The 25336-nt window shown below is 58.8% G+C and carries 22 protein-coding genes; 4 read left to right on the forward strand and 18 right to left on the reverse strand.

The window, feature by feature from the left end:
• Window positions 1–100: 100 nt before the first annotated feature.
• The 16 genes from ACTQ48_RS08380 to aspS form a co-directional block, all read right to left on the reverse strand.
• The gene (locus tag ACTQ48_RS08380; RefSeq protein ID WP_441570569.1) at window positions 101–337 is read right to left on the reverse strand and encodes a hypothetical protein; all 237 of its coding nucleotides are present in this window, start codon (window positions 335–337) and stop codon (window positions 101–103) included.
• Window positions 338–602: 265 nt separating this feature from the next.
• A complete protein-coding gene (locus tag ACTQ48_RS08385; protein WP_441570570.1) occupies window positions 603–1709 on the reverse strand; it encodes an exonuclease domain-containing protein in 1107 nt (368 codons plus the stop codon).
• Between the two features lie 9 nt (window positions 1710–1718).
• Window positions 1719–4025, reverse strand: a complete 2307-nt coding sequence (gene ligA, locus ACTQ48_RS08390) for an NAD-dependent DNA ligase LigA (RefSeq protein WP_441570572.1) — start codon at window positions 4023–4025, stop codon at window positions 1719–1721.
• A gap of 448 nt (window positions 4026–4473) precedes the next feature.
• Window positions 4474–5934: a S1C family serine protease gene (locus tag ACTQ48_RS08395; RefSeq protein ID WP_441570573.1), complete on the reverse strand. Its 1461-nt coding sequence runs from the start codon at window positions 5932–5934 to the stop codon at window positions 4474–4476.
• Between the two features lie 208 nt (window positions 5935–6142).
• Window positions 6143–6805 carry a response regulator transcription factor gene (locus tag ACTQ48_RS08400; RefSeq protein ID WP_441570574.1) on the reverse strand — a complete coding sequence of 221 codons (663 nt, stop codon included), beginning with the start codon at window positions 6803–6805 and terminating at the stop codon, window positions 6143–6145.
• Between the two features lie 50 nt (window positions 6806–6855).
• The gene (locus ACTQ48_RS08405) at window positions 6856–8193 is read right to left on the reverse strand and encodes a glutamine synthetase family protein (protein ID WP_427747568.1); all 1338 of its coding nucleotides are present in this window, start codon (window positions 8191–8193) and stop codon (window positions 6856–6858) included.
• A 133-nt stretch (window positions 8194–8326) separates the two neighbouring features.
• Window positions 8327–9349 carry a LacI family DNA-binding transcriptional regulator gene (locus ACTQ48_RS08410; protein ID WP_441570577.1) on the reverse strand — a complete coding sequence of 341 codons (1023 nt, stop codon included), beginning with the start codon at window positions 9347–9349 and terminating at the stop codon, window positions 8327–8329.
• Window positions 9350–9472: 123 nt separating this feature from the next.
• Window positions 9473–10165 (reverse strand): GntR family transcriptional regulator, encoded by a 693-nt coding sequence (locus ACTQ48_RS08415; protein WP_441570579.1) that lies wholly within the window; start codon window positions 10163–10165, stop codon window positions 9473–9475.
• 262 nt (window positions 10166–10427) lie between these two features.
• The gene (locus ACTQ48_RS08420; RefSeq protein ID WP_441570580.1) at window positions 10428–11024 is read right to left on the reverse strand and encodes a hypothetical protein; all 597 of its coding nucleotides are present in this window, start codon (window positions 11022–11024) and stop codon (window positions 10428–10430) included.
• 377 nt (window positions 11025–11401) lie between these two features.
• Window positions 11402–13351: an NAD(P)/FAD-dependent oxidoreductase gene (locus tag ACTQ48_RS08425; RefSeq protein ID WP_441067981.1), complete on the reverse strand. Its 1950-nt coding sequence runs from the start codon at window positions 13349–13351 to the stop codon at window positions 11402–11404.
• A gap of 102 nt (window positions 13352–13453) precedes the next feature.
• Window positions 13454–13654 carry a hypothetical protein gene (locus tag ACTQ48_RS08430; protein ID WP_117634210.1) on the reverse strand — a complete coding sequence of 67 codons (201 nt, stop codon included), beginning with the start codon at window positions 13652–13654 and terminating at the stop codon, window positions 13454–13456.
• A 177-nt stretch (window positions 13655–13831) separates the two neighbouring features.
• Window positions 13832–16159: a ferrous iron transporter B gene (gene feoB / locus ACTQ48_RS08435; RefSeq protein ID WP_441570581.1), complete on the reverse strand. Its 2328-nt coding sequence runs from the start codon at window positions 16157–16159 to the stop codon at window positions 13832–13834.
• A 123-nt stretch (window positions 16160–16282) separates the two neighbouring features.
• Window positions 16283–16504 (reverse strand): FeoA family protein, encoded by a 222-nt coding sequence (locus ACTQ48_RS08440; protein ID WP_006234774.1) that lies wholly within the window; start codon window positions 16502–16504, stop codon window positions 16283–16285.
• 39 nt (window positions 16505–16543) lie between these two features.
• Window positions 16544–16786, reverse strand: coding sequence for a FeoA family protein (locus ACTQ48_RS08445; protein WP_441570582.1), 243 nt, complete (start codon window positions 16784–16786; stop codon window positions 16544–16546).
• 233 nt (window positions 16787–17019) lie between these two features.
• Entirely contained in the window at window positions 17020–17268 is a 249-nt protein-coding gene (locus tag ACTQ48_RS08450; protein WP_441064094.1) for an HPr family phosphocarrier protein, read from the reverse strand.
• 145 nt (window positions 17269–17413) lie between these two features.
• A complete protein-coding gene (gene aspS, locus ACTQ48_RS08455) occupies window positions 17414–19201 on the reverse strand; it encodes an aspartate--tRNA ligase (protein WP_427729277.1) in 1788 nt (595 codons plus the stop codon).
• 257 nt (window positions 19202–19458) lie between these two features.
• Here aspS and serB point away from each other — a divergent pair, with 257 nt between their 5' ends.
• The 4 genes from serB to ACTQ48_RS08475 all read left to right on the forward strand — a co-directional run bounded on the left by serB (window position 19459) and on the right by ACTQ48_RS08475 (window position 22473).
• Window positions 19459–20094, forward strand: coding sequence for a phosphoserine phosphatase SerB (serB, locus tag ACTQ48_RS08460; RefSeq protein ID WP_427747576.1), 636 nt, complete (start codon window positions 19459–19461; stop codon window positions 20092–20094).
• A 117-nt stretch (window positions 20095–20211) separates the two neighbouring features.
• Window positions 20212–20994 (forward strand): nickel pincer cofactor biosynthesis protein LarB, encoded by a 783-nt coding sequence (gene larB, locus ACTQ48_RS08465; protein ID WP_441570583.1) that lies wholly within the window; start codon window positions 20212–20214, stop codon window positions 20992–20994.
• Between the two features lie 10 nt (window positions 20995–21004).
• On the forward strand, window positions 21005–21931 hold the full coding sequence (locus ACTQ48_RS08470) for a LarC family nickel insertion protein (RefSeq protein ID WP_441570584.1): 927 nt from the start codon (window positions 21005–21007) through the stop codon (window positions 21929–21931).
• 2 nt (window positions 21932–21933) lie between these two features.
• The gene (locus ACTQ48_RS08475; protein ID WP_154517701.1) at window positions 21934–22473 is read left to right on the forward strand and encodes a TetR/AcrR family transcriptional regulator; all 540 of its coding nucleotides are present in this window, start codon (window positions 21934–21936) and stop codon (window positions 22471–22473) included.
• Between the two features lie 303 nt (window positions 22474–22776).
• Here the strand turns inward: ACTQ48_RS08475 and larD are convergent, their stop codons facing one another.
• Both larD and larA read right to left on the reverse strand, forming a co-directional pair.
• Window positions 22777–23508: a D/L-lactic acid transporter LarD gene (gene larD, locus ACTQ48_RS08480; RefSeq protein ID WP_441017382.1), complete on the reverse strand. Its 732-nt coding sequence runs from the start codon at window positions 23506–23508 to the stop codon at window positions 22777–22779.
• Window positions 23509–23557: 49 nt separating this feature from the next.
• The gene (larA, locus tag ACTQ48_RS08485; protein WP_441570585.1) at window positions 23558–24835 is read right to left on the reverse strand and encodes a nickel-dependent lactate racemase; all 1278 of its coding nucleotides are present in this window, start codon (window positions 24833–24835) and stop codon (window positions 23558–23560) included.
• Window positions 24836–25336 lie beyond the last annotated feature (501 nt).

The following is a 25336-nucleotide window of genomic DNA, read 5'->3' on the forward strand; positions in this document are numbered from 1 at the left end:
TCGACTAAACGCGCAGCGTGCGCGGGCCCTCCCGACGGGAAACGAAAAAGCCCGGTTTAAAACCGGGCTCGAACAAACACGCCTATTGACAATGGCTTTCTCATATTAAAAAGGCAACCAACAATACAGCGACAGCGGTAACAATAATGATTGGCCTCTTCCGCTTCACGCTTGCTCCATCATTATTAGCTTCATTTTTCACAGCTTCAGGGGTTTTATTAGATTCTTCACTAGATAAACTGCCAATCTGATCCAAATCCTCTTTCTCATTGTTGAGCTTATCTAATTTTTCTCCGACATCAGCTTTATCCTGTTCATCGTCAATGATGTTAGCCATCTGTCCTCCTTTTCTCACCATCATTGATTACCATTCTCAATCATAAGAGGCGGGAAAGAAGGGCGAATTATCGCCGGAGCTTCATCTGGTTGTTTTCAATCGGTCAGTGGGTTTTATTTCATATTGTTGCTCAACTTTTTTACTAGTTAAGTGTTCGTTTTGCGCACGAGTAGGGAAACGAATGTGCGTATAGCTAATCAAAACAATGACGTAATGGGGGCGGCCCCATTACGTCGTCTTCAGCATGGTGTCCGATGGAACTTTTCTACATCCCTAGCTCGTCTTCACCAATTATCTCGATGGGAACCCCTTTGTTTTGCCAGTCCATAGCTTTTTTAACTTTCGATCCATATTTTCCGGTTGACCACATTTCGTTTCCGCAGCCACCCACAACCACATAGTTACACTTCTTGGCTACGCTTTTGACGCAGCTACCACCCATTTTCTCAATGTAGGAAGCAATTGCATCCTTAGGACCATGCTCAAAGTTTCCACTCAAGCAGAAATTGCGCCCTTCAAAGCAGACTTCCTTACCAGACCCATGGGCTACGGGATCCTCAAGCCTTCCGAATAACTCAATAAGGCCATCCGATTCCTCAGAGTCGATATCACCATCGATAAGCATCTCGGCCATCAATTCATAGATACGCGAAACCGTAGCATCTTCCCTGAGGTCAATGTGGCCCTCGATATAAGCCATGATGCTCATTGCCTCATCAAAGGATACGGAACCGCCTGAGATGACTTCATGGCTCAGGGCGATAAGGCCGCGCAGAGCCTCCGTTCGCGATGAGTAATGTCTTTCATGGCAAGTGCGCCTTTCATGACGCTCTAGACTGCCCAAGCTAAATGACTTAAAACGCTCTTCCGAACGCTCCTCCTCACACAGCTTCCAATATATTTCAAAACAGGCATCAACATCATCCATAGCATTATGGTGACATCCCATGGAAATATCCAAGTTGCTACAGACAGTCGGAAGCTTGTAATTCTCGTACTCAGGATGCAGTCTTTTGGCCATTTCCAAAGTGCACGCATAGACAAAATCCGGCTTTTCATACCCATAGCCAAGCAAAGACTTGCTTAAAACAGATAGGTCAAAGGGCGCATTGTGGGCAACGAGAATCGACCCCTCGATTCTATCCGACAGTTCGTTTTCCCAAAGAAACCGAAAGCAAGGACTGTCTTTTACCGCAACGGGAGATAAGCCCGTTAGACGCATGTTAAAGTCATCAAAAGGTTCCTCGGGATTAACCGTGAACTGAACGCGGTCGATTATTTTGCCTTCCGAAGTCGCCCGGATAAGCCCGATCGAACTTATCCGATCGTTTTTCTTATTAGGAGTCTCGACATCAAAAAATGTTAGATCCATATGAATCTCCTATCGCTCCGGGACAGCACCGGTCCGCAGGATCTCTTCAAGCTCTTCCTCGTTTAACACCGGCACTCCGAGCGATTCAGCTTTTGAAAGCTTGGAACCGGCATTCGGACCAGCCACAACAAACGATGTCCTCTTTGATACCGAGCCTGCAACCTTTGCGCCGAGAAGCTTGAGCGCTTCTCCGGCCTCGGAACGCGTACGTTTCTCAAGCGTACCGGTCAACACAAAAGTCAATCCAGTTAGTGGTTGCCCTGAAGCGAGATCAACGGAAATGCCAGCTTGCTCAGACTTTGTTTGCATCTCGCCCATAAGATCTTCCTCGAGAGAAAGACCGTATTCACGAAGTCGTTGGAGAACATCAAGATTTTCCGGAATAGAGAGGAACTCCCTTATGCTTTTTGCAATTTCCGGTCCAACTCCTTCGATCTGGGCCATATCTACCTCGTCAGCTACAACGAGCGCATCAATTGAAAGGTAGCGCCGAGCTATAAGCTCGGCAACGCTCTTTCCCACCAAGCGAATTCCCAAAGCAAATAGAACCCTTGAGAGCGGCAGCTGCCGAGATTTATTGAGCTCATCGATGATCTTTTCAGCCGTCTTAACACCCACCGGTATAGGCTCGCCCGCATTTTTAACGATTCGATCGGCTTTGTAAAGCCTTGGAGTACCATCTGCGTTGAGCATCGGCTTTCCATGCTTATCGAGCATGGGGTCGCCCTTGCGATGTCCTCCTTTTACCACGCGCCCCGTGTCCAGGCCTGCGATGTCGTCGACCGTGAGCTGGTAGAAGTCTGCGACGTCGTGAATCAGCCCGGCGGCGATCATCTTGTCGACGATCTCGTCGCCTAGGCCATCGACGTCCATGCAGCCGCGGCTCACCCAGTGGAGCAGGCGCTCCTTGAGCTGTGCGGGACAGTCGATGGACACGCAGCGGTAAGCCACCTCGCCATCCTCGTGGACCACGGGGCTACCGCACACGGGGCAGACCTCGGGCATGTGCCAGTCAACCGAATCGGCCGGGCGCTTGTCGAGCACCGGGCCCACGACCTCGGGGATAACGTCGCCCGCCTTGTGCACGATGATGGTGTCGCCCTCGCGCACGTTTTTGCGACGGATCTCGTCGATATTGTGCAGCGTGGCGCGCGCGATGGTGGAGCCGGCAACCGTCACCGGGTCGAACTCGGCGACCGGCGTGAGCACACCGGTGCGGCCCACCTGGATGCGAATTTCGCGCAAGATGGTCTGCTTTTCCTCGGGCGGAAACTTAAAGGCAATGGCCCAGCGTGGTGCGCGAGCGGTAAAGCCCAGGTCGAGCTGCTGCTGGAAGTTGTCAACCTTTACGACCACGCCGTCGATGTCGTAATCCAGGTCGCCGCGGTGCTCGAGCGCCTGGGCACAAAACTCGTGGACCTCGGCCGGCGTGGCACAACGAGCCACGTTAGGGTTGACGCTAAAGCCGGCGCTACGCAACCAGTCCAGAAACTCGCGCTGGCTGTGGACGTGCAGCGGATCGGTATCGGCGATGGCATAGATAAAGGTGGCCAGGTCGCGGCGCGCCGTGACCTTGGGATCCTTCTGGCGCAAGGATCCGGCAGCGGCGTTGCGCGGGTTGGCGAAGGGGTCGCGGCCCTCGGCATCGGCCTCTTCATTCAGACGAACAAAGCTGCCCTTGGGCATGTACACCTCGCCGCGCACTTCGATGGTACGCTCGCGGTCGGCGCCCATGTGAGCGAGCGCCGGCTCGGATAGGTGCATGGGCACATCCTTGATAGTGCGCACATTAAGCGACACGTCCTCGCCCGTGGTGCCGTCGCCGCGCGTGGCGGCGCGCACAAAGGTGCCGTTTTGGTAGGTAAGCGCGACGCCCAGACCGTCGATCTTAAGCTCACAGGCATAGGTGACGCTACCGGCGCCGAGCGCATCCTCGGTGCGCTGGAGCCAAGCGTCGAGCTCGTCCAGATCCATGGCATCGTCCATGGAATACATGCGCGCCATGTGCGTGACCGGCGTAAACTGCTCGCTCACGTAGCCGCCCACGCGCTGGGTATAGCTGTCGGGCGTCACCAGGTCGGGGTAGGTAGCCTCGATTTCCTGCAGCTCAACGAGCATTTTGTCAAAGGCAGCGTCCGTGATCTCGGGCGCATCGAGCATGTAGTAGCGGTAGGCGTGGTAATCGAGCTCGTGGCGCAACTCAGCCGCGCGCGCTGCCGCCTGGGCACGGGTATCGGCCGGCGCGGCGGTATCCGTGCTCGCTGGCGTTTCGGTATCGATGTCCACGCCGTCACCAAACAGGCTCGATTGCTCCATAGCGGCACTCCTTCGCTCGATTTCAAACGGATACAAGAGTACCACCGGTCGCGATGGGGCCGAATAGCAGTCTCAAACCGCACCGAATCGGCAGCCGCCAGACCGGGGTTGGACAGTTAGTTCAGATTTGTATAATTACGCGCGCCGAATCGAGGTGAAATATCGGCTTTTCGCCCCAATCAATCGTTCTGGACGGCAAATTAGGTTTGCTTCCGTCTTCGAGACACCCATCTCGGCCCATCTTTCATTTCAAAACCGCTCAAAACACGCCTCAGACCGCACCCGTTTTATACAAATCTGAACTAACTGTCCAAGCCGTTCCGAACCATGCCCTTGCCATTTCTAAATGATCCGTTTTCCTCCGTCCCCAACGGATCAATAAGAGAAGAGGGGCTGTCCCGCGCTGGCGGAACAGCCCCTCTGGCTTCGATATGTGCGATACAGCTCGTTAGAAACCCTGACCGTAGCCTTGCCCCTGACCCTGTTGGCCCAGCAGTTCTTCCAGGTACTGGCGCAGTTGCTCGTCGGTAATGCCGCCGTTGCCGGTGTCGGTCGCGCTGTCGTTCTGCTGCTGGTTCTGCAGCTCCTCATCAGAACCCAGCTCGACCGTGACCTTCTTCTCTTCCTTGCCGCGCACGAGCGTAATCTCGACCTTCTCGCCCACCTCGTGGCTGCGCAGCGCGATAATCAGGCCATCGGCGCTCGTAATCTCATCGTCACCCAGCTTGGTGATGACATCGCCCTCTTGGATGCCCGCCTTGGCGGCAGGACCGTCCTCGACGACACTCGCCACATACGCGCCGCTATCGGTGCCGAGATTGTTAGTGCGGGCGTTGAGCGCGTTGACGCTCGAAAGCGTGGCGCCCAGGTACGGATGAACCGGCGTCTTGCCGTCGATGATCTGGTCGGCGATGTTCTTGGCATAGTTGACCGGAATGGCAAAGCCCACGCCCGAGCTGGAGCCCGAGTAGCTCTCGATAAGAGAGTTAATACCCACGAGTTCGCCATTGTCGTTAACGAGCGCGCCGCCGGAGTTGCCCGGGTTGATGGCGGCATCGGTCTGAATCATGTTGGCGTAGATGGTGTTGCCGCTGGTAGAACTCATGGCCGTGGAGCGATACAGCGCCGACACAATGCCCGTGGAGACAGATTGCTCGTTGCCGAACGGCGAGCCGATCGCCATGACCCACTCGCCCACGTTGAGCTTGGAGGAATCACCAATCTCGATCGGCGTGAGCTTGGAGGCGTCAGCATCCTTGAGCTTGATGACGGCCAGGTCGCTCGAGGCGTCGTTGCCCACGAACTCGGCCTCGTAGGTGGTACCGTCGTCCATGGTAACCACGTACTGATCGTAACCATCGACCACATGGTTGTTGGTGAGGATGTGGCCCTCGGTATCGAGCACCACGCCCGAACCGACGCTGCCCGAACCATCCGACTCGTCGGCAGACTGCGAAAGCGAGCCATTCTGGCTACCGCTCGAAGTGGCGGTGATGGAAACGACGGAGGGCAGGGCCTTGGCAGAAACGGCCTCGGCAAGCGTGGTGTCCTCGGAGTCGATCGTAATCTTTTGCGTCGATGAACCCGAAGCACCCGCCGTCACGACATTCTTTCCGCCGCCAATGTTGAGCGTGCCACTCATAATGAGCGCGATGACCAGCAGGGCGCCGCAGGCGCAGCCGGCGAGCGCCGTAATAAAGATCGGCAGCTTTTTGGTCTTGGTCTTGACCACCGTGTGCTTGGTTACAACCTGCTGACCGCCCAGCGGCTGGCCGGTCCGTGTGTCGTAGGCCTGCACGTAGGGAATGTTGCCGTCGGCAGGCGTCGACTCCACCTGCACGCGCGGCTGCTGCTGGGTCTCGCCAGCGTTGCCCGCATCCTGGGGACGCTGGGAATCGTTCTCGCTCATGACTGCGATCCTTTCGTCTAATAACCAAAGGCCCGCCAAACATGTGGCGGGCCATCATTGTTCACGTTGAGTTGTACCCCAATATGCGGGCGAACGTGTATGAGAACGCAATCTTTAAGGAATGCTTAAGTTCTGCTGCAAACTCGAAAGGGATCCACGCATGCGGCAAAACCACCACGAAGGCGCCTGCCCCCTTTGCGGTGAAAAGCTAGTCCTTAAACAGATAACCCACGCCACGGACGGTGGTAATGTGCGCCGCGATCTGCGGGCCCACCTTGGAGCGGATGCGTCGAATGTGCACGTCGACGGTGCGCGTGCCGCCGCAGTACTCAAAGCCCCACACGCGGTGCAGCAGCACCTCGCGGCTGTAAGCACGGTTGGGATGCGTCGCCAAAAAGCTCAGCAGCGAGTACTCCATCAACGTCAGGTCGATGGGCTCGTCGTCGAGTGTCACCTGGTAGGTAGCCAGGTTAATCTCGAGGTTATCGATGTTGAGCACATCGTCGGCGGCGACGGTCTCCTCCTCGCCCATCAGGCGCTGCGCACGAGCCTTAAGCTCGTTGGGCGTCGCCGTGGGGCATACAAAGTCGGCATGCGCGTGATTGGGCAGGCGCAGGGCGCCGAGCGCCTCGTCGTCGACGATTACCAACATGGGAACGCCGCCGCGGTCGTCGAGCCATTTGGCAATCTGATCGATGCGGTCGCTGCGGATGCCATCGGAATCGAGGATCAGCAGGTCAAAGTCATGCGCCGCAGTCGGCGAATCGGGGGTTGCCAGGCTCACCTCGACACCCAGGGTGGTCGTCAAGCTGCGGGCAAACTCGTGGAAGCGCGTCGTGCGCGCCATGAACAGGGCACTCTTTTCGGACATATCGGCCTCCAAGGAAATGAGCTCAATCGTACTGGAACGAACCAGCGCGATTAGGAGTTCGCCAGATAATGCTTGATCTCCCACTCGGTAATCGTGGACTCAAACTTATGCCACTCGTCGCGCTTCTTTTTGAGGAAGAAGCTGTGGATGTGCTCGCCGAGGGCATCCTTCATAAACTGCGAGTCCTCAAACACGTCGAGCGCCTCTTTGAGCGAGCGCGGCAGCGGCGTATAGCCGGCCTCGACCATCTGACGGTCGGTAAGCTTGAGCGTCTCGGCCGTTGCCTCGGGCGGGAGTTCCAGCTTGCGCTCGATGCCGTCCAGACCAGCCGCCAGCGTGACGGCGTTGACCAGGTACGGATTGGCCATGGGATCAGGACTGCGCAGCTCGATGCGCGTGGACAGCTGCTTGCCGGGCTTGTAGACCGGGATGCGGACCATGCTCGCGCGGTTGCGCAGGCCCCACGTAGCGTACTGTGGCACGGAGTCGCCGCCCGTGGTGATGCGCTTGTACGAGTTGACCGTGGGGTTGGTGATGGCGCTGATCTCGCGCGCGTGTGCCAGAATGCCGGCCATATAGTGCTTGGCGATATCGGAGAGGTGGTACTTCTCGTCGTCCTCGCCCCAAAAGACGTTGTTGCCGTCGTGGTCGAACAGCGACTGATGCAAAAACATGGCGCTGCCGTCCTCGCCCGCCAGCGGCTTGGGCATAAAGGAGGCGTGGCAACCGCTCTCGTAGGCCTGCTGCTTAATGATGAGTTTGGCCGTGGTGATGGCGTCGGACATGCTCAGGGCCTCGGCGTGACGCAAGCTCATGCCGTGCTGCGAGCGGCCGGCGGCGTGGAAAGTGTACTCCACGGGCACGGACATCTTCTCGAGCGTGAGCACCGTATTGCGGCGCAGGTCGCGAGCGGCATCGCTCACCGAAAGGTCGAAGTAGCCCACGTTGTCGAGCGGCTCGGGGGTGTGCTCGTCGGGGAAGTAGTAATACTCCAGCGCGGCACCCACGTTGAGCAGGTAGCCGGCCTTCTCGGCCTTATAGAACATGCGGCGCAGGGCGTCGCGCGGGTCGCCGGCAAACGGCTTGCGATCGGGAGTGCACACATCGCAGAACACGCGGGCGACGCCGTTATGGCTCGGGCGCCACGGCAGGATCTGGAAGGTCGAGGCGTCAGGGAACGCGAGCATGTCGGCTTCCTCGGGCGTGGCAAAGCCCTCGATGGCGGAGCCGTCAAAGCCAATACCCTCCTCAAAAGCGACCTCGAGGTCTTCGGGGCTAATGGCAAAGTTCTTGAGGCGGCCGAGAATGTCGACAAACCACAGACGCACAAAGCGGATGTCACGCTGCTCTACGGAACGGAGTACGTAATCGATGTTCTGCTGGTTCATGTCGCTCCCCTTTCTTTTGGGCGGGTTTCGACTGGTCTATATCGCAGATACTATCGCAGAAAAATGTTTCCGCAGGGTTAAAGCGTATCAAGCGCCCAAAAACGTGCGCGAACAGGCAGTTACGAACGAGCGGCTAACGTGAGGTCGAAGCGCGGTGTTCGATGTGGCCGGGAACCTCGATGCGTTTAGGGGCGAGCTTTGCGGCATCGCCCACGGTGGTGGTAACAACGTCGATACGCTCGGAGAGGCGATCGACCACGCGCTCGGCGATGGTGAGGGTGTCCTGCGCGGCCGTGGTAACTCCACCAAAGAGCACATGGTTCCAGGGATAGTCGTCAAACGTCGCGATCTTGAGCCCCGCCGGCAGCGAGGGACCAAGCTGCGCCAGCGCCTCGGTCAGGCGCAGGAAAACCAGGCCGTTGACGGTAATGAGGCCGAGCTCTTTTCCTGCATAGCCACGGATGGTCTTGTCCAGGCGGCCGACGCCCGTGGCGCCGCCATCGGCCAGGGTGACGACCTCGCCGGAAAGGCCGCGGCGCGAAAGCTCGTCGGTAAAGGCCTCGGCGCGCTCGCGACGGACGGGGCTGTCGTCGCTTGCCTCGGCGAGCAGGCACAGGTGCTCGCTGCCCGCAGCAGCCAAGGCGTCTACCAGGCCGGCGACCAGCTCACGGTTGTTAGATGTCACCAGATCGACACCGCCGTCGGCAACGTCGCGGTCGAGCAGCACAACGGGCAGGCGTCCCGCTGCCGCGACGATCGCCTCGTCGTTACCACCGCAGGTATTGACGACCAGGCCGTCCACGCCAGCGTCGATAAGCCTGGTGAGCGACTCGGCCTCCTTGGCGGGATCGTTGCCGCTAATGGCTGTCATGAGCGAGCAGCCGCGCGCGGCGGCGCTGGCGGAAAGGCCCTCGAGCATGGCGCTGGAGAACGGGTTGGCGATGTCGGCCAAGATCACGCCGATGAGGTTGGTACGCGAGCTGCGCAGATTGCGCGCGGCGGCACGTGGGCGATAGCCGGTACGCTCGATAACCGCCGCGATGCGAGCACGGGTTTCCTCGGTCATTTGCCCGGGGCGGTTATTGAGATAGCGCGAGACCGTGGCCGGGCTCACACCCGCCTCGACGGCAATGTCCTTGATTCTCATCTGCGCCATAGCGCACCCCGTTTCCCCATTGTCGGCAGTCTGAGCCATTTTAGGCATTTTTAAAATTCTCGGTTGCAAAACGCTGTAGGTGAGCAGCATCGTTTTTGCGTCTCGAGCAGATGCGATAATGGGCTAGATAGCCGAGTCTTTGGACAGCTCAAAATAATCGGGATGTAAGGCGATAACCGGACCTTGCTCTTCGGGCATCAGGTGCAGGTGTGTCTCGGCCAGATAGCTCGCCGCGTCGGTATCGCCCCTCTTAATGGCCTCGAGAATCCGGCGATGCTGCCGACGAATCGGCTCCCAATCTAGATCCTGCGACACCATACGCAACCAGTTGTATCGCTCAAAATGCGTATTGACGCTCTTCATCCATTCCCACAACATGTGACGGCCGGCAATCTCAAAACACGTCTCATGGAACAGGTTGTCCAGGTCAAAGAAACGACGCGTTTCGCCATGGTCGAGCGACTCGGACTCGGCAAGAATCTGATCGAGCCGATGCTTTTGCTCGGGCGTGGCGACCGAGCAGCATTTAATGAGTACGCTTCGCTCGAGTTTCTCGCGCAAGAAACAGGCGTTCTCGGCGCGCTCCATGCTGATCTTAGAGACGTAGGTGCCGCTTTTGGGACGCGTTTCCACCAGCTCCTGTTCACGCAGGCGCACAAAGGACTCGCGAATGGGCGTACGCCCGATTCCCGTCTCCTTTTCCAGACCAATCGCCGAAAGGCGCGTGCCGGGCTTGAGCTCGGCATAGATGATCTTGGAGCGCAGTGCATTGTATGCCTGATCTTGCAAGCTTTGATTATGCTGGTGCTGTTCCATAAAGCCCTCGGATGAAGCCCGCGGTTAGTCGAATACCACCATGCAATACTATCGCATCGACACGCCCCAGCTCCCAATCAGTCATTTTGGGACGGGGCTCTTTTAGCTACCCTAGCCCGCAGATCGGCCCCTTGCCACAAAAGTGGCCCATCTGCTACGTTAACACGGATAGCCTCGGCCATACCAAAAACCGTGAAAACAAAACCGCAGGTAGGCAGCTTGTCGATTTTCGAAAAAGCCGACTATGGTTGACCCCTGCGGCTTAAACGTAGTAGATAGGCCCTTTTCGTGGCGCAGCACTACTGCACCCCAAATTGGCACCCCGAGCCTGTAATAAGTTGCTGCGAAATACGGGCGGTTGATGATCAAGGCGCGCTATGCGGGTTGCTATAGCTCGAACGTCCCACGTCCGATGCACCAAAGCATTTGCGACAGCTTCGCGAAACGCCTCGAGAGGAATTCGATCGATTTGGACGCGCTCCATCCCTTCGATACGCTCATAACGGTAGTAGCGTGCAAACATAGCCACCGCCCTGTCCACCTGCTCAATTGCGGATACATTTGTCGCCGCCTCGCGATCCAAGATCACATCCTCGGTATCACCAAAACGGACGCAGTCGATGCCCGGAAAATCATTCTTATCCGCCAAAATCGCCGCAGCGTTGGTATAGCCATCTTTGCCGAGCAAGCGAAGCGTGCGCATAATATCCGGCGTTAGCTCAGAAATGCCGAGATGTTCAACACACTTATGCTCGAGCGTGTGAAAACTCAAGTCCTGGCGAGCCGACGTGAGCGCGTCGAACGTTACGTTGCTGCCTTCGAGCGTCAGCCTGCCATACTCAAACCGGTCGACCTCCACCGTTGCCGAATCGTTTCGCCTGTAGGCCTTCAAGATATAAGACGAAAACCGTTTGCGTACTGATTTATCCGAGACGCAAACGGTTTTCGTCTTGATTTGCGTACGGAATTAAGACGCATAATTTCGCTTTCGTATGGCTCAATCGATCACGATACGATGTATCTGCACCTGGCCTACAACCGCAACATGATTGTGGAAGGCACACAGACAAAAGGCATTTAAGGCTCGGCAATGATCTTTCTATGATAAAACGCAAGCGGCGGCCGCCCAAACACGGGACGGCCGCCGCTTGCGTTTTATCAAATGGTGCAATGGGGTCAGGTTCACATGCACCAAGTTGGTGCAAAGCAACCTGTCCCCATGCAACAAGGGGTTGACTAGAGCTCGCAGGCGACCTTGTAGCCATCGCCGATGGCGTCGCGAATGTTGCCGCACTTGTTGGCATCGCCCAGCACGTGAGTGGTAACGCCGGCTGCCGCCAGGTCGTCGGCCAGCTTGGTATTGGGACGATAGCCCATAGCAAGCACCAGCGTATCGGCACCGGCGATGGTGTGGACCTCGCCGTCCTTCTCGTAGCTGATAGTGTCCTCGGTAATCTCGGTCACCTTGGCCTCGGTCAGCACGTGAACGCCCTTTGAGAGCATGCGCGTGATGAGCACCGCGCGACCGGCACCACCCTCGTTGGCGGCGAGCGTCTTGGTCATCTCGATGACGGTGACGTCGCGGTTGGCCGGCGACAGGTCGTTGACCAATGGGGCCAGGTAATCGGCCGTCTCGCAGCCAACGGTGCCGCCACCCACGATGACGATCTTCTTGCCCGGGAAAGCCTTGCCGCCCAGCAGGTCGTCAGCCGTCATAACCTGCTTAAAGCCCTGCATGAAGGCCGGGGCGATAGGCTCGGCGCCATAGGCCAGGACGACCTCGTAGCCGGCGTAGTCACGCTGAATGTCCTCGGCAGTAAGCTCGGTGCCAAAGACGCACTTTACGCCGGCCTCGGCCAGGCGACGGTACTGATACTTGATCACGCGGGTGAGTTCCTGCTTTGCCGGCGGAACGGCTGCGATGCGCATCTCGCCGCCCGGCTCGTCCTGCTTATCCACGAGCACCACGTTATGACCGCGTTTGGCGGCAATGTAGGCTGCCTCCATACCCGCGGGACCGGCGCCCACAACCAGTACGTTCTTGGCCTCGGCGGCAGGCTCGTAGCCAGCCTCGTCGCGCTCCACGTCCGGGTTGACGGTGCAGGAGATGCGCTTGCCAAACATAATGCCGTTCAGGCAACGCAGGCAACCGATGCAGGGACGGATCTCGTCGGCGTTGCCAGCGGCTGCCTTGTTGCAGAACTCGGCATCGCACAGATTGGCGCGGCCCATCATACAGATGTCGGCCGCGCCGTCCTCAATCAGCTCCTCGGCGATCCAGGCCTCGTTAATGCGTCCGACGGTGGCGACGGGAATGTTGACGTGCTTTTTAATCTCGCGCGAGCAGGCGGCGTGCGAGGCCTGCTGGGTACCGGCGGCGGGAATCGCGGAGCCACGCTTGATGGTGGTGCCGCCCGACACGTGAATCATGTCGACGCCGGCCTTTTCCAGGCGACGCGAGACGTAGATCATGTCGTTGAGGGTCAGGCCGCCATCGGTGTACTCATCGCCCGAGATGCGGACGTCGATGATAAAGTCCTTGCCGCAGCGCTCGCGAATCTCGGCGATGACCTCGAGCAAGAAGCGCATGCGAGCGTCGAGCGAGCCGCCGTACTCGTCGGTACGCTTGTTGTAGAGCGGAGTCAAAAAGCCGCCGAGCATGCCGTGGGCGTGTGCCGCATGGACCTCGACGCCATCGACACCGGCCTTCTGCATACGTACGGCAGCGTCGCCAAACTGATGCGTGAGCTCGTGAATCTCATCGACCGTGATAGGACGCGGTGCCTCGCGGGCATAGGACGGGCCCACAAAGGACGGAGCGATCAGGCGCGGCGTGCCCGGAATGTTAAAGGCCATGTAGGCGGGGTGGAAGAGCTGCGGCATGATCTTGCAGCCATACTCGTGGACGGCCGCGGCGAGCTTTTCCCAGCCGGGGATAAACGTGTCGTCGTAGCAGCACATGTCACCCGGTAGATAGGTATAGGTGGGCTCGACCGTCACGACCTCGGTGATGATGAGGCCCACGCCGCCCTTGGCACGGGCACGGTAATGATCGACCAAGTCGTCGGTCACATAGCCGTGATCGGCCAAGTTGGTGGACACCGGCGGCATAAAGACGCGGTTCTTAACCTCGGTCGTACCGACCTTGATCGGGCTAAAGAGCATCGGGTAGGCACAGGACTCCATACAGGCTTCCTTTCGTTTAAGCCGCTCGGCGGCAGTTGCTAACACACCTATCGTATCAGCAACTGCCGTATCCGCAGTCATACATGCCCAAACGCCGATCGGCTAATGAATACCGCGGCCCAAGTCTTCGGCGATTTTGTCCACGCCCTTAAGTGCGGCACACGTCTTTTTGTTGGAGCAATGCCCCGTGCAAACGCCACCCTGAGCACAGTCGGCGCAGGTGCCCTTGCGGTAGATGCGCACGCATACCGCGACAAACGCAATACCGATAACAGCCAGAACAACAATATCGATAGGTGCCATAGCAAGCCTCCTCTAGTTAACCATCACTTACTTTACCCCATTTCCACCTACCAAAAAGGGACAGGTTTATTTTGGTCGGTTTTATCTGCGGAAACGCCACATCTCCCCCACCGCCAAAAAGCCCGAGTGTCGCTGGGACACCCGGGCTCGTGGAAAGGGGCTAATCCTTATTCGGACTTAAGCGGAAACTGCGGCGGAAGCAGTGCTGGTCTCGTCCTCGTCGGTCCATGCATGCGCAGGGATAGGACGAAAGATCTGGAAGAGCATCGCAACCAGCAGCACGATGGCCACAATCGTCCAGATACCAAACTGCCCCAGAACAAGCAGGTTGTAGAACTGGTTGATGAACAGGCCGATCACCCAAGCGAAGGCGCACTCGTAACCGATGGCAATCGCGGTCCACTTTCCGGAATCCATCTGGTTGCGGATAGTGCCCATGGCGGCAAAGCACGGAGCGCACAGCAGGTTGAATGCGCCAAAGGCAACGCAAGCGCCCATGGTGGGGAACATGCCGGCAAACGCGGTCCACAGGCTCGGGTCGGTCTCGGCGGCATCAGCCACGGACAGCAGCGAGCCGGCGGTGGCGACGACGTTCTCCTTAGCCACAAGGCCCGAGACGGTCAGCGCAGTTGCCTGCCAGGTGCTAAAGCCGAGCGGAGCGAAGATCCAAGCGACCAGGTTACCGAGCATGGCAAGCACGGAGTAGTCCATGAACTCCTCGGGGATGCCGTCCATTGCAGGCAGGAAGCCAAAGGAACCGTTGTAGCTTCCAAAGTTGGAGAGGAACCAAACAACGACGGTGGATGCGAAGATGACCGTGCCGGCCTTCTTGATAAAGGCCCAGCAGCGCTCCCACACGTGCAGTGCCCAAGAGCGGATCGCCGGGAAGTGGTAGGCAGGAAGCTCCATAACGAACGGCGTCGGGCGACCGGCGAAGAGCTTGGTCTTCTTGAGCATAAGGCCCGAGGCGATGACGGCGAAGACGCCCAGGAAGTAGAAGAGCGGGCTGATCCACGCGGCGGTGGTGGAAGAATCGCCGATGATGGAACCCATGAGCAGGGCGATGATCGGCAGCTTGGCGCCACAGGGAATAAACGTGGTGGTCATGACCGTCATGCGGCGGTCCTTCTCGTTCTCGATGGTCTTGGTGGCCATGACGCCGGGAACGCCACAGCCCGAGGACACGAGCATGGGGATAAAGGACTTACCGGACAGGCCAAAGCGGCGGAACACGCGATCCATGATGAAGGCGACGCGGGCCATATAGCCGCAGTCCTCCAGGAAGGACAGCATGACGAACAGCAGGAACATCTGCGGCACAAAGCCAAAGATGGCGCCCAAACCGCCGACGATGCCGTCGCAGACCAGCGAATCGACCAGGCCGCCGTCCTCGGTGCCACCCGCCACAAGGGCATCGTGCACCACGGTGGTGATACCCGGGACATAGGGGCCGTACTGCGCCGGGTCAACCGAGTCGGCATCGTCGCCCGCAGCCTCGACGGCTGCATCGTAGGCGTCGCGGCCCTGACCGAGCACATACCAACCGTCGGTACCAAAGAGCTGGTCGTTGGTGAAGTCGGTCACCGTGCCGCCTAAGGTGGAAACGGCGATGTAGTACACGCAGAACATGATGACCACAAAGATCGGCAGGCCCAGGATACGGTTGGTAACCACACGGTCGATCTTCTCGGAGGTGCTCATCTTGGCCGGAGCCTTGGTGAGGCACTCGTCGATGATGTGCGCGATGACGCCATAGCGCTCACCGGTGATGATGGACTCGGCGTCGTCATCGCAGTCCTGCTCGCACTGGGCGACCAGCTCTTCCACGCGAGCGGCCTTCTCCTTGGTGAGGTTGATGAGCTTGCAGGCGTCCGCATCACGCTCGAACAGCTTGACCGCGTAGTAGCGACGCTTGTTGGCGGGAACGCTCGCCGGCAGGTTGTTTTCGATGTGGTCCAGAACGTCCTCGATGGAGGAATCGAACTTGTGCTCCGGCACCTGGCCCTTGGAAGCAGCGGACTTCTTAACCTGCTCGAACAGCTCCTTAATACCCTTGTTCTTAAGGGCCGAAATCATCATGACCGGACAGCCGAGCTTCTTGGAGAGCTTGTCCGTGTCGATCTTGTCGCCGTTCTTCTCGACCAAGTCGGCCATGTTAAGGGCAACGACCACGGGTAGGCCGGTCTCGATAACCTGAAGCGCCAGGTACAGGTTGCGCTCGAGGTTGGTGGCGTCGACCACCTGGACGACCACATCGGGCTCGCCGCTCATGAGGTAATCGCGCGAGCATTGCTCCTCGGGGCTGTAGGGGGAAAGCGAGTAGATACCGGGGAGGTCCGTGATGGTAACGTTCTTGTCGCTTAGGAGCTTGGCCTCCTTTTTCTCAACCGTGACGCCGGGCCAGTTGCCAACGTAGCCGTTGGCGCCGGTGATCAGGTTGAAAAGCGTGGTCTTGCCGCAGTTGGGGTTACCCGCCAGCGCGACATGGATCTGAGAATCCGCCATTCAATCCTTCTTCCTCGTTTGCCCGCGCTGCTTTCTCCGCGCAGGCTGGATAATGTGCTTCAAAGTTGCTGCATTAAGTTAGAAACCCCTAACTTTATCTGCAGAAATAAACGCCGTGGGCCCTTACTGGACCTCGACGACGGCCGCCTCCTCCTTGCGGATGGAAAGCTCGTAGCCGCGCACGTTGATCTCGACCGGATCACCGAGCGGTGCAACCTTCACGACCTTGAACGAAGTGCCCTTGATGAGCCCCAGGTCCATAAGGTGGCGGCGAAGCGCGCCTTCACCGTGAAGCTTGACGATGGTAGAGCTCTCGCCCACCTTAACGTCACCCAACGTCTTCATCCTCTTGTCCCCCTTTCGGTTTTTATGAAATGCTGCGGATTAACCGACGGTCATGATGTGCATGGCAACCTTGGAATCGATGCCAAAGCGTGCGCCCAGCACCGTGACGATGATATTGGCGCCACTTGAGCTCACCACGTGGATCTCGCTGCCCTCGATAAAGCCGAGGTCCTTGAGGTGGTGCTTCATGTCCTCATTGCCCTTTACACGAGACACGTGCACGGTTTCGCCCGCTTTTACCATCGAAAGCGGCATGGCCGGCATCTGCGGTCCGCAAGACATGAGTGAGCTCCTAACATCGGTTCGTCCTCAACATCGACGCGATAAAAGTTAACCGCGTCTATGTTCGAAATAGTAAAATAACACGTGGTTAACTTTTTGGAAAGGATCTCTATTCAGTTTTCGAAAAAGTTTCCCATTTTAAACAAAGGCTCCGCAAAGACGGTCTCTTTGCGGTGCCTTGTCATACCGATGTATGCAACAGAGGGGACTCTCCCCTTTTTACATTGTTCCGCTTAGAGTGAGAGATTTCTGATCGATGTGACGCAGGAGGCCTCATCCACGCCCGAAACACGAAAGACGATGCTCTCACCGCACTCACCATAGAGGGCCATGAGTCCCATGATATCGCGGCCATCCGTGTGGCGATCGCCGATGCTGACCGACACGTCACTACGATGCTTGGCGATAATGTCATAGAGAAGCGCAACCGGGCGGGCATGTAGTCCCAACGGATCTTTAATCGTCTTTGTAAACTCGACCATGTCCCCTCCCGCAGCATCGCACATTTGGCCGGCCAAACCCAGCCACGTGGTAGTTATTGTACGTTACCGGCCGCATCCCCGTCCCACAAAAAACGAGGGAAGGCACGCGTCCTTCCCTCGTTGCGGGCAATAGGTAGCCGCTCGCCTACATCAAGCGCAGGCTGACGTCCTTGAGCTGGGCGCCGGAAACGGCACTCGGGGCGCCCGACATGAGGTCGGAGCCGCTGGCCGTCTTGGGGAACGCCATGACGTCGCGGATGGAATCGGAGCCAGTAAGCAGCATGCACACGCGGTCCAGACCCAGGGCAAAACCGCCCATCGGGGGCGCACCAAACTTGAGCGCCTCCATGAGGAAGCCAAACTGCGACTCGGCGCGCTCCTCGGTAAAGCCCAGGAGCTTGAGCATGGACATCTGCATCTCGGCGTTATGGATGCGCATGCCACCGCCGCCGGCCTCAAAACCGTCCATGACAAAGTCGTAGGTGCAGGAACCGGCAGCCAACGGGTCGGCCTCGATCTTGGCGATGTCGGTCTCGGTCGGCAGAGTGAACGGCTGGTGCTCGGCTGCATAGGCCTTGCGGTCCTCATCCCAGTGGAACAGCGGGAAGTTGACGACCCACAGGAAGTCGTGACCCTCGCGTTTGATCTCGAGTGCGTTGGCCATGTGAGAGCGCATGCCGCCCAGGATCTCGTCAGAGAGCAGGCGCGGGCCGGCGGCGAACATCACGAGGTCGCCAGGCTCGACGTTCATGCGCTCGCGCAGAGCCGCCATCTCCTCGTCCGAGAAGAACTTGACGATGGGGCTGTTGATGGAGCCGTCCTCGCGGAAAGCGATCCAGGCCAGACCCTTGGCGCCAAACGTGGAGGCCACGCCGGCGAGCTTATCGATCTTGGCACGTGCCCAGGCACCGGCGCCCTTGGCGTTGATGGCCTTGACGACAGAGCCCTCCTCGTTTGCGGCAGTCGCAAAGACCTTGAACTTGGAGTTGGCAAAGATGTCGGTCAGATCGACCAGATGCATGCCATAGCGGGTATCGGGCTTGTCGGAGCCATAGGTGTCCATGGCCTCCCAGTAGTCCATGCGACGCAGCGGCGTGGGCATCTCGACACCCATGCGACCGAAGGCGTCGGCCAAGACCTCTTCGAGTGCGCTCATGACGTCGTTCTGGTCCACGAAGGACATCTCGATATCGACCTGGGTGAACTCGGGCTGACGGTCGGCACGCAAGTCCTCGTCGCGGAAGCACTTGGCAACCTGGTAGTAGCGCTCGACGCCACCGACCATGAGCAGCTGCTTTAGGAGCTGCGGGGACTGCGGCAGGGCGTAGAAGTTACCCGGCTGAATACGGCTGGGAACGATGAAGTCGCGGGCGCCCTCGGGCGTAGACTTGAACAGGGAGGGTGTCTCGACCTCCATGAACTCACGGTTGTGAAGCGCCTCGCGAATGGCAAAGGTGAAGTCGGAGCGCAGCTTGAGGTTGGCCATCATCTCGGGACGACGGAGGTCCAGATAGCGATAGCGCAGACGGGTGTCCTCGCTGGTCTCGATGCCGTCTTCGATCTGGAACGGCGGAGTAACGGAGGTGTTGAGCACCTCGGCGTGGTCGGTCAGGACCTCGATCTCGCCGGTCGCGAGCTTGGCGTTGGTGGTTTCCTCGCCACGGGCGCGCACGACGCCGTGAATCTTGATGGGCCACTCGGGACGCATGGTCTCGGCGATCTTAAAGGCATCGCCGTCGGAGTGCTCGGGGTCGAAGGTGAGCTGCGTGATGCCCTCGCGGTCGCGAAGGTCGCAGAAGATAAGGCCGCCGTGGTCGCGGCGACGGCTCACCCAACCGGTAAGGGTGACCTCTTCGCCCACGTTCTCGCGGCGAAGCTCGCCGCAGGTACGGGTGTGCATGGAATGCTCGTCGATGGGACGGGTCTGGCTCATACCAGTGATCCTCCTTTATGGATCTGTGCCGCCCCGTGTCGTTCCGGGCGGCGTCGTACAGATTTGCCCAGCCTGCGTAAACCGCGCAGCCGGACATGGCGTTCTATCTTATCGCACCCGCGCCGATGTACCGCGAAAAAGTAACTCTTGCCCAAAGACTTGACGGAGACGAAACAATTGGCGCACCGCACTGCCCGCCCGCGCTTGTCACGTGCGACAATGTGCCTACAATACAACCGCACTCGGAAAGGCCCACCATGACTGCACGCCTCATCGTTATGGATATCGATTCCACGCTCATCAACCAGGAGGTCATCGACCTGTTGGGCGAGGAAGCAGGCGTGGGCGGGCAAGTTGCGCGGATCACCGAACGCGCCATGCGCGGCGAGCTCGACTTTAAGCAGGCGCTCGAGGAGCGCGTGGGGCTGCTTGCCGGCCTGGACGAGAGCGTTTTCGAGCGCACCTTTGAGCGCGTGACGTTTACCCCCGGCGCACTGGAGCTTGTGCGCTCGGCGCACAGCAAAGGCTGGAAGGTCGGCGTGGTAAGCGGCGGCTTCCACGAGGTCGCCGACAAGATCGTAGCTGCCGCGGGCATCGATTTTTGCCTGGCCAACCGCCTGGAGGTCGTAGACGGCAAGCTCACGGGCAAGCTGGCGGCAGACATTGTGACCAAGGAATCCAAGCTTATCCAGCTACTGGATTGGGCGGTTGAGTGCGGTGTCGATATGGCCCATACCGTGGCGATCGGCGACGGTGCCAACGACATCCCCATGATTCAGGCCGCGGGCACGGGCATCGCATTTTGCGCCAAGCCCAAAACGCGCGAGGCCGCTCCGTTTGCCATCGACGAGCGCAACCTGATGCTCGCCATGGATATCATCCTGCGTGACTAGCCGATCCATCTAACAACAGAATCAAATCCCCTATATCTAGTTTCCGAACAATTTTGTCTTAGTGTTCGGAAACATACCCTTTGAGTGCTAGACTTTGCGCCGTCGAAGGGAACTTATATGGATAAGCGAGATCTAGAGCAGCTGCTGAGCGATGTTGCCGGCGGATCAGTCACCCCGGCAGTCGCCCTTACGCGCATCCAAACGGCGCCGACCGCCGATCTGGGTTTTGCGCAGCTCGATCTTTCGCGCGGGGTGCGCCAGGGGGCCGGTGAGGTTGTCTACGGCGCCGGTAAAACCGCCGAGCAGATTGCCGCCATTATCAAAGCGCTGCGCGATGCCGGTCAGGAGCGCACCCTGGTTACGCGCCTGGATGCCGAAAAAGCAGCCCGCACCTCGGAGCTTCTCGACAATGGGATCGACCTGGGATATGTCCCGAACGCCCAGCTCGCCCTCGTGGGCGGTAAGCCCTCCCCTACCGGTAACGGACGCATCGTTGTCGCCTGCGCCGGCACGAGCGACTTGCCCGTCGCCGAAGAAGCCGCGTTGACGGCCGAGTTCTACGGCAACGAGGTCGACCGCCTCTACGACGTAGGTGTCGCCGGCCTGCACCGTCTGCTCGCGCATGCCGAGGAACTTGCCCAGGCACAGGTGGTCATCGCCATCGCCGGCATGGAGGGCGCGCTGGCGAGCGTTATCGGCGGTCTGGTAAGCTGTCCGGTCATCGCCGTTCCCACCAGCGTGGGCTACGGCGCGAGCTTTGGTGGCGTAGCCGCGCTGCTCGCCATGCTCAACTCCTGCGCCAGCGGCGTTTCGGTCGTCAATATCGACAATGGCTTTGGTGCCGCCTACCAGGCAAGTCTTATCAATCATCTGAGCGCCGGAACACCCTGCGCCCGTTAAGGAGCATTCCATGTCCAACCATCAGCATACGCTTATCATCGACGGCACCTCGGGCATCAGCGGCGATATGACCGTCGCGGCCCTGCTCGACCTGGGCGCCAGCGAGGAGCACCTGCGCGAACAGCTCGCCACGCTGCCGGTCGACGGCTTTACGATCGCCGTCACGCGTGCAAACAAGCATGGTATCGACGCCTGCGACTTTGACGTTCATTTGGCAGAGGAGCTCGAGAACCACGACCACGATATGGCCTGGCTCTTTGGCAACGAAGCAGCTGCCGAGCACACGCACGAGCATGAGCACCATCATGACCATGGCGGGCATGAACACGAACACTGCCACGAGCATACGCACGAGCATGACCATGAGGCCCACGGCCATGACCACGAGGACCATCACCACGCCCACCACCATCACCACCGTTCTTTGGCGGACGTCACCGCCATCATCGACGGCTCACAGCTAAGCGATGGCGCCAAGCGTCGCGCGCTCGCCATCTTTACCGCACTCGCTGCTGCCGAGGCCAAAGCTCACGGCAAAACGCTCGACACCGTCATGTTCCACGAGGTGGGCGCCATCGACTCCATCGTCGACGTCTGCTCTGTCGCCATCTGCCTCGACGACCTGGGCATTGAGGATGTTGTGATCGAGTCGCTCTCCGAGGGCCACGGAACCATCCGCTGCGCCCACGGCCTCATGCCCATTCCCGTCCCCGCTGTCGTCAACCTGTGCCAGGCAGGCAATATCGCCCTCACGCCTGCACCGGTCGCCGGCGAGCTCGTGACGCCAACGGGCGCCGCCATCGTCACCGCGCTGCGCACGTCCGACCAACTGCCCTCACGCTACCACATCGAAGCCGTCGGCTACGGCGCCGGCAAACGCCCCTACGAGGGTTGCTCCGGCACGCTCCGCTGTCTGCTCGTTCACGCGGACGCATAGCCATGGATGCCCGCAAGGCAAAAAGCCGCGCTGCCATCGTTGCGGCGTTCTCCGAGCTCCTGCGCGAAGAGGACTACGGCAAGATTACCGTCGGCGACATCATCGCTCGCGCCCATGTAGGTCGGGCAACGTTCTACGGCCTCTTCAAGAGCAAAGATGACCTGCTCGCTGAGTTCGTGTGCGATATCTGCACCCATGCCCTCGACGATGACGGTACACCCCTCAATGACCCGCTCGTACAGGTCGAACATATCCTCAACAACCTCTGGGATCGTCGTCAGGGCGTACGCGCCCTCGTAGCCGGCGCCGGCTCGCGCGTCTTCGCCGACTGTCTCCGCAAGACCATCATGTCGCGCGCAGCCGAAACCGTCCCTGTCGACCCCGCAGGCCCCGCCAGCACCATGGATCGCAACTTCCTCCTCCACCACATAGCCTCAAGCTTCGTAGCCACCGTCCAATGGTGGGCCTGGCACAACTTCCAAGCCGACAAGGCCGACGTAGCCAAAGACTACCTATCAGCCATAAAACCCCTCTTCACTTAAGTAAGAGGCTCATCCCAGAGCATTGCCCCAACCCAAGGCGCCACGCATCCCAACGTGTCACTCGCACTTCAACGCCCCCCCCAACAGCGACAAGCCCCTCCCATCCAAATTCAGAAATATGTTGGATTGCTTGTACGAATGCAACAAAGACCCCGCAGCTGGCCGCATGGGGTAACCTCCCAGCGCATTCCACAGGACGAAAGAACCCCCGCCGCACGTAGTGCGCAGCGGGGGTTCTTTCATGTCCGAGGACGCGCTGGGAAGTCACCCCATGCGGCCAGCGGACTACTATGCGGCCTTGGACTAGAACATGCCCAAGAAACCGTGCACAAACAGCGCGGCCAGAGCGGCACCGATAAACGGCGCGATGCCAGGAACGAGCAGGCCGTACTTCCAGTTGTTGTCAGCCTTGTTCTTGATCGGCAGCACCTGATAGGCCATGCGAGGACCAAGGTCGCGTGCCTGGTTCATGGCGAAGCCGGTGATGCCACCCATGCCCATGCCAACGGCCCAAACGATCAGGCCGACGCAGATAGCGAGCATCAGAACGTTCTCGCCGGCGCGGCTAGCGGCAGCAAGGATGGCGCTGATGAACACAAAGGTGCAGATAGCCTCACAGAAGAAGTTGCGGGCATAGTTCGTGCCCTCGGTGGTGGGGTTGGTCGAGAAGATGTTGCGCTGGGCAATGGGGTCGACGACGCCCTCGGAAGCCTTGAACTCATCGGTATACATAAACCAAGCGATTACGGCGCCCACAAAGCCGCCGAGCATATCGGCAATCATGAAGGGGATGCAGCTGCTCCACGGCACCAGACCGACGATGCACTGGGCAAGCACCATAGCCGGGTTCATGCACACGGCGCCGCCAAAGACAAACAGGCAGACCGAGATGCCAAAAGACCAGGTGGTGATGGCAAACATGTGGCCGGAGCCCTGATACTTGGTGCCCTTAAGCACGGTATCGCAGTGTACGCCCACGCCAAAGATGATCATGAGGGCCGTTGCGCCGAATTCGCAGAGGAGCTTGGTAAGCATAAAACCTTATCTTTCTTGTCGGTTACAAACGATTCGTTTAGGCCGCGCGCTAGTGCTGAGCGACGACAACGCCCAGGCCATCGGGAATGACGGCTACCTTGGCATCGGCACCCTTCATTTCAAAGGCGAGCTTGAGCGCCTCCTCGAGGGTGTTGACCGGTGTCATATGCATATCCTTGAGCATCTGGTGATCGCACAGGTCGGTAACCATGATCACAGGGTGATGCGCCAGGATGCGGGCAAAGATCTGGCTCGTCCACTGGTCGGGCAGGGTCTCGTCCTTAGGACGGTCGATGCAGGCGCGCTCAAACTCTGCCGGATCGTTGTCGGCGATGTTGTGATAGAAGCCCTCGCCACCGTGACCATCGGCGCAACCGGCGACATCGATGATCACGCCGCCCTCGGGAAGTGTGGCCTCGGCAGCGCACATGCCCTTCACGGCCTGATAGACGTTCTGATCGAGCGGATAGCCACCGTTGGTGGTGATGGCAATCTCGCACTCGACGGGCTCAACGCCGGCAAGGCTCTTCACAAACTCGCAGCCGGCCTCGTGCGCCTTGTGAATGTCGCCGGCAAAGGAGCCGATGACCTCGTGCTTGCCGTTGAGCACCACGTTGAGCACAAAGGCAAGGTGAGCCATCTCGGCAGCGGCAAACATGTCCTCGCTCACGTGGTTGTGGCACAGGTTGCCGGCGCGCGAATGGGAATCGTTCACAAACTGGCCGTTGTGGTTGTACATGATGGTCTTGTAGCTGGCGATGCCGGGCAGCACGGACTTGCGGCTGCCAGAAAAACCGGCAAAGAAGTGCGGCTCAATAAAGCCCTCGGCAAGCAGTAGATCGCAATCGGCGGCAATCTTGTTGATGATGCACTCGCCACCAGAAGGCAGGGTGCCAATCTTTTCCATCATGCTGTCGTCGGTCGCGACGTGCATGACAATTTCCTCGTTGGCAACGATCTCCTCGCCATACTTGTTGATGAGTTCCTCGTGCGTCGATGGACGATGCATACCCGTAGCAACCAGAATGCGAACGTGCGCCTCAGGCGCAGCGGAGTGGATGTGATGCAGCAGAATAGGCATCGTCACACGCGAGGGAACGGGGCGCGTATGGTCGGAGCTAATGATGACAATATCCTTCTTGCCAGCGCAAAGCTCCTCGAGCGAAGGCGATCCATAAGGGTTGGCAAGCGACTCCTCTACCAGCTCTTCCTGCGATTTTGCAGTCTTAAACTCGTTTTGGTGACCTTCCATCACACCCGCGAAGTTCTTATCCTCGAGCTCCAGATGCAATGTCTTGTGGTCAAACGGCAGTTCACATTCAAACAATGACGAGCGCCCTCTTCCTTTCAACTGACACACTAGATAAACCGTTGGAAGGATACGCCGCTCACCGAAAAACGCCACCGTCCACCGAGTCGTTAACACAACGTTCATATTTGACCCACAATAAAACGGCCGCGATCCCAAACGGGACCGCGGCCTCCTGTCAAAGAAGCTATGGGCAGGGTGGATTACGCAGCGCCGAGGCAAACATCAATCCTGTGGCGTGCGCGTGTAAGCTATCTTGCATAAATAGGTCAATATACTGCATAGAATGACGCATTGGGTTTCGAACCGCAACATGGTAGCCCCCTCCGGAGCGTGCATTTTTGCGAGTATTCAGCATCGCAAGATAAGATTTTCGTGTCAAAAGTCTTTCAAAAGGTAGATCGTCCTCATGACTCGTCCCATCTGGATAACATGCGGCGAGAAACCAGCCATATATGAGCATCGCCAAGGCCCAATTGTCTTGCAAAATCATCAACAAAGGCAGCGAGGGCCGGCTAT

The organism is Collinsella sp. Sow4_E3 (assembly GCF_052116285.1).
Taxonomy (GTDB): Bacteria; Actinomycetota; Coriobacteriia; order Coriobacteriales; family Coriobacteriaceae; genus Collinsella.

Excerpts from the sequence above, each read along its gene's own strand:
- ACTQ48_RS08415 (WP_441570579.1), bottom strand. The coding sequence starts at position 10,165 with ATGGAACAGCACCAGCATAATCAAAGCTTGCAAGATCAGGCATACAAT.
- ACTQ48_RS08430 (WP_117634210.1), bottom strand. The coding sequence starts at position 13,654 with ATGGCACCTATCGATATTGTTGTTCTGGCTGTTATCGGTATTGCGTTT.
- ACTQ48_RS08450 (WP_441064094.1), bottom strand. The coding sequence starts at position 17,268 with ATGGTCGAGTTTACAAAGACGATTAAAGATCCGTTGGGACTACATGCC.
- ACTQ48_RS08395 (WP_441570573.1), bottom strand. The coding sequence starts at position 5,934 with ATGAGCGAGAACGATTCCCAGCGTCCCCAGGATGCGGGCAACGCTGGC.
- larD (WP_441017382.1), bottom strand. The coding sequence starts at position 23,508 with ATGCTTACCAAGCTCCTCTGCGAATTCGGCGCAACGGCCCTCATGATC.
- ACTQ48_RS08405 (WP_427747568.1), bottom strand. The coding sequence starts at position 8,193 with ATGAACCAGCAGAACATCGATTACGTACTCCGTTCCGTAGAGCAGCGT.
- feoB (WP_441570581.1), bottom strand. The coding sequence starts at position 16,159 with ATGGCGGATTCTCAGATCCATGTCGCGCTGGCGGGTAACCCCAACTGC.
- aspS (WP_427729277.1), bottom strand. The coding sequence starts at position 19,201 with ATGAGCCAGACCCGTCCCATCGACGAGCATTCCATGCACACCCGTACC.
- ACTQ48_RS08475 (WP_154517701.1), top strand. The coding sequence starts at position 21,934 with ATGGATGCCCGCAAGGCAAAAAGCCGCGCTGCCATCGTTGCGGCGTTC.
- ACTQ48_RS08440 (WP_006234774.1), bottom strand. The coding sequence starts at position 16,504 with ATGAAGACGTTGGGTGACGTTAAGGTGGGCGAGAGCTCTACCATCGTC.
- ligA (WP_441570572.1), bottom strand. The coding sequence starts at position 4,025 with ATGGAGCAATCGAGCCTGTTTGGTGACGGCGTGGACATCGATACCGAA.
- ACTQ48_RS08410 (WP_441570577.1), bottom strand. The coding sequence starts at position 9,349 with ATGGCGCAGATGAGAATCAAGGACATTGCCGTCGAGGCGGGTGTGAGC.
- ACTQ48_RS08470 (WP_441570584.1), top strand. The coding sequence starts at position 21,005 with ATGTCCAACCATCAGCATACGCTTATCATCGACGGCACCTCGGGCATC.
- serB (WP_427747576.1), top strand. The coding sequence starts at position 19,459 with ATGACTGCACGCCTCATCGTTATGGATATCGATTCCACGCTCATCAAC.
- ACTQ48_RS08380 (WP_441570569.1), bottom strand. The coding sequence starts at position 337 with ATGGCTAACATCATTGACGATGAACAGGATAAAGCTGATGTCGGAGAA.
- ACTQ48_RS08385 (WP_441570570.1), bottom strand. The coding sequence starts at position 1,709 with ATGGATCTAACATTTTTTGATGTCGAGACTCCTAATAAGAAAAACGAT.
- ACTQ48_RS08400 (WP_441570574.1), bottom strand. The coding sequence starts at position 6,805 with ATGTCCGAAAAGAGTGCCCTGTTCATGGCGCGCACGACGCGCTTCCAC.
- larB (WP_441570583.1), top strand. The coding sequence starts at position 20,212 with ATGGATAAGCGAGATCTAGAGCAGCTGCTGAGCGATGTTGCCGGCGGA.
- ACTQ48_RS08425 (WP_441067981.1), bottom strand. The coding sequence starts at position 13,351 with ATGGAGTCCTGTGCCTACCCGATGCTCTTTAGCCCGATCAAGGTCGGT.
- ACTQ48_RS08445 (WP_441570582.1), bottom strand. The coding sequence starts at position 16,786 with ATGTCTTGCGGACCGCAGATGCCGGCCATGCCGCTTTCGATGGTAAAA.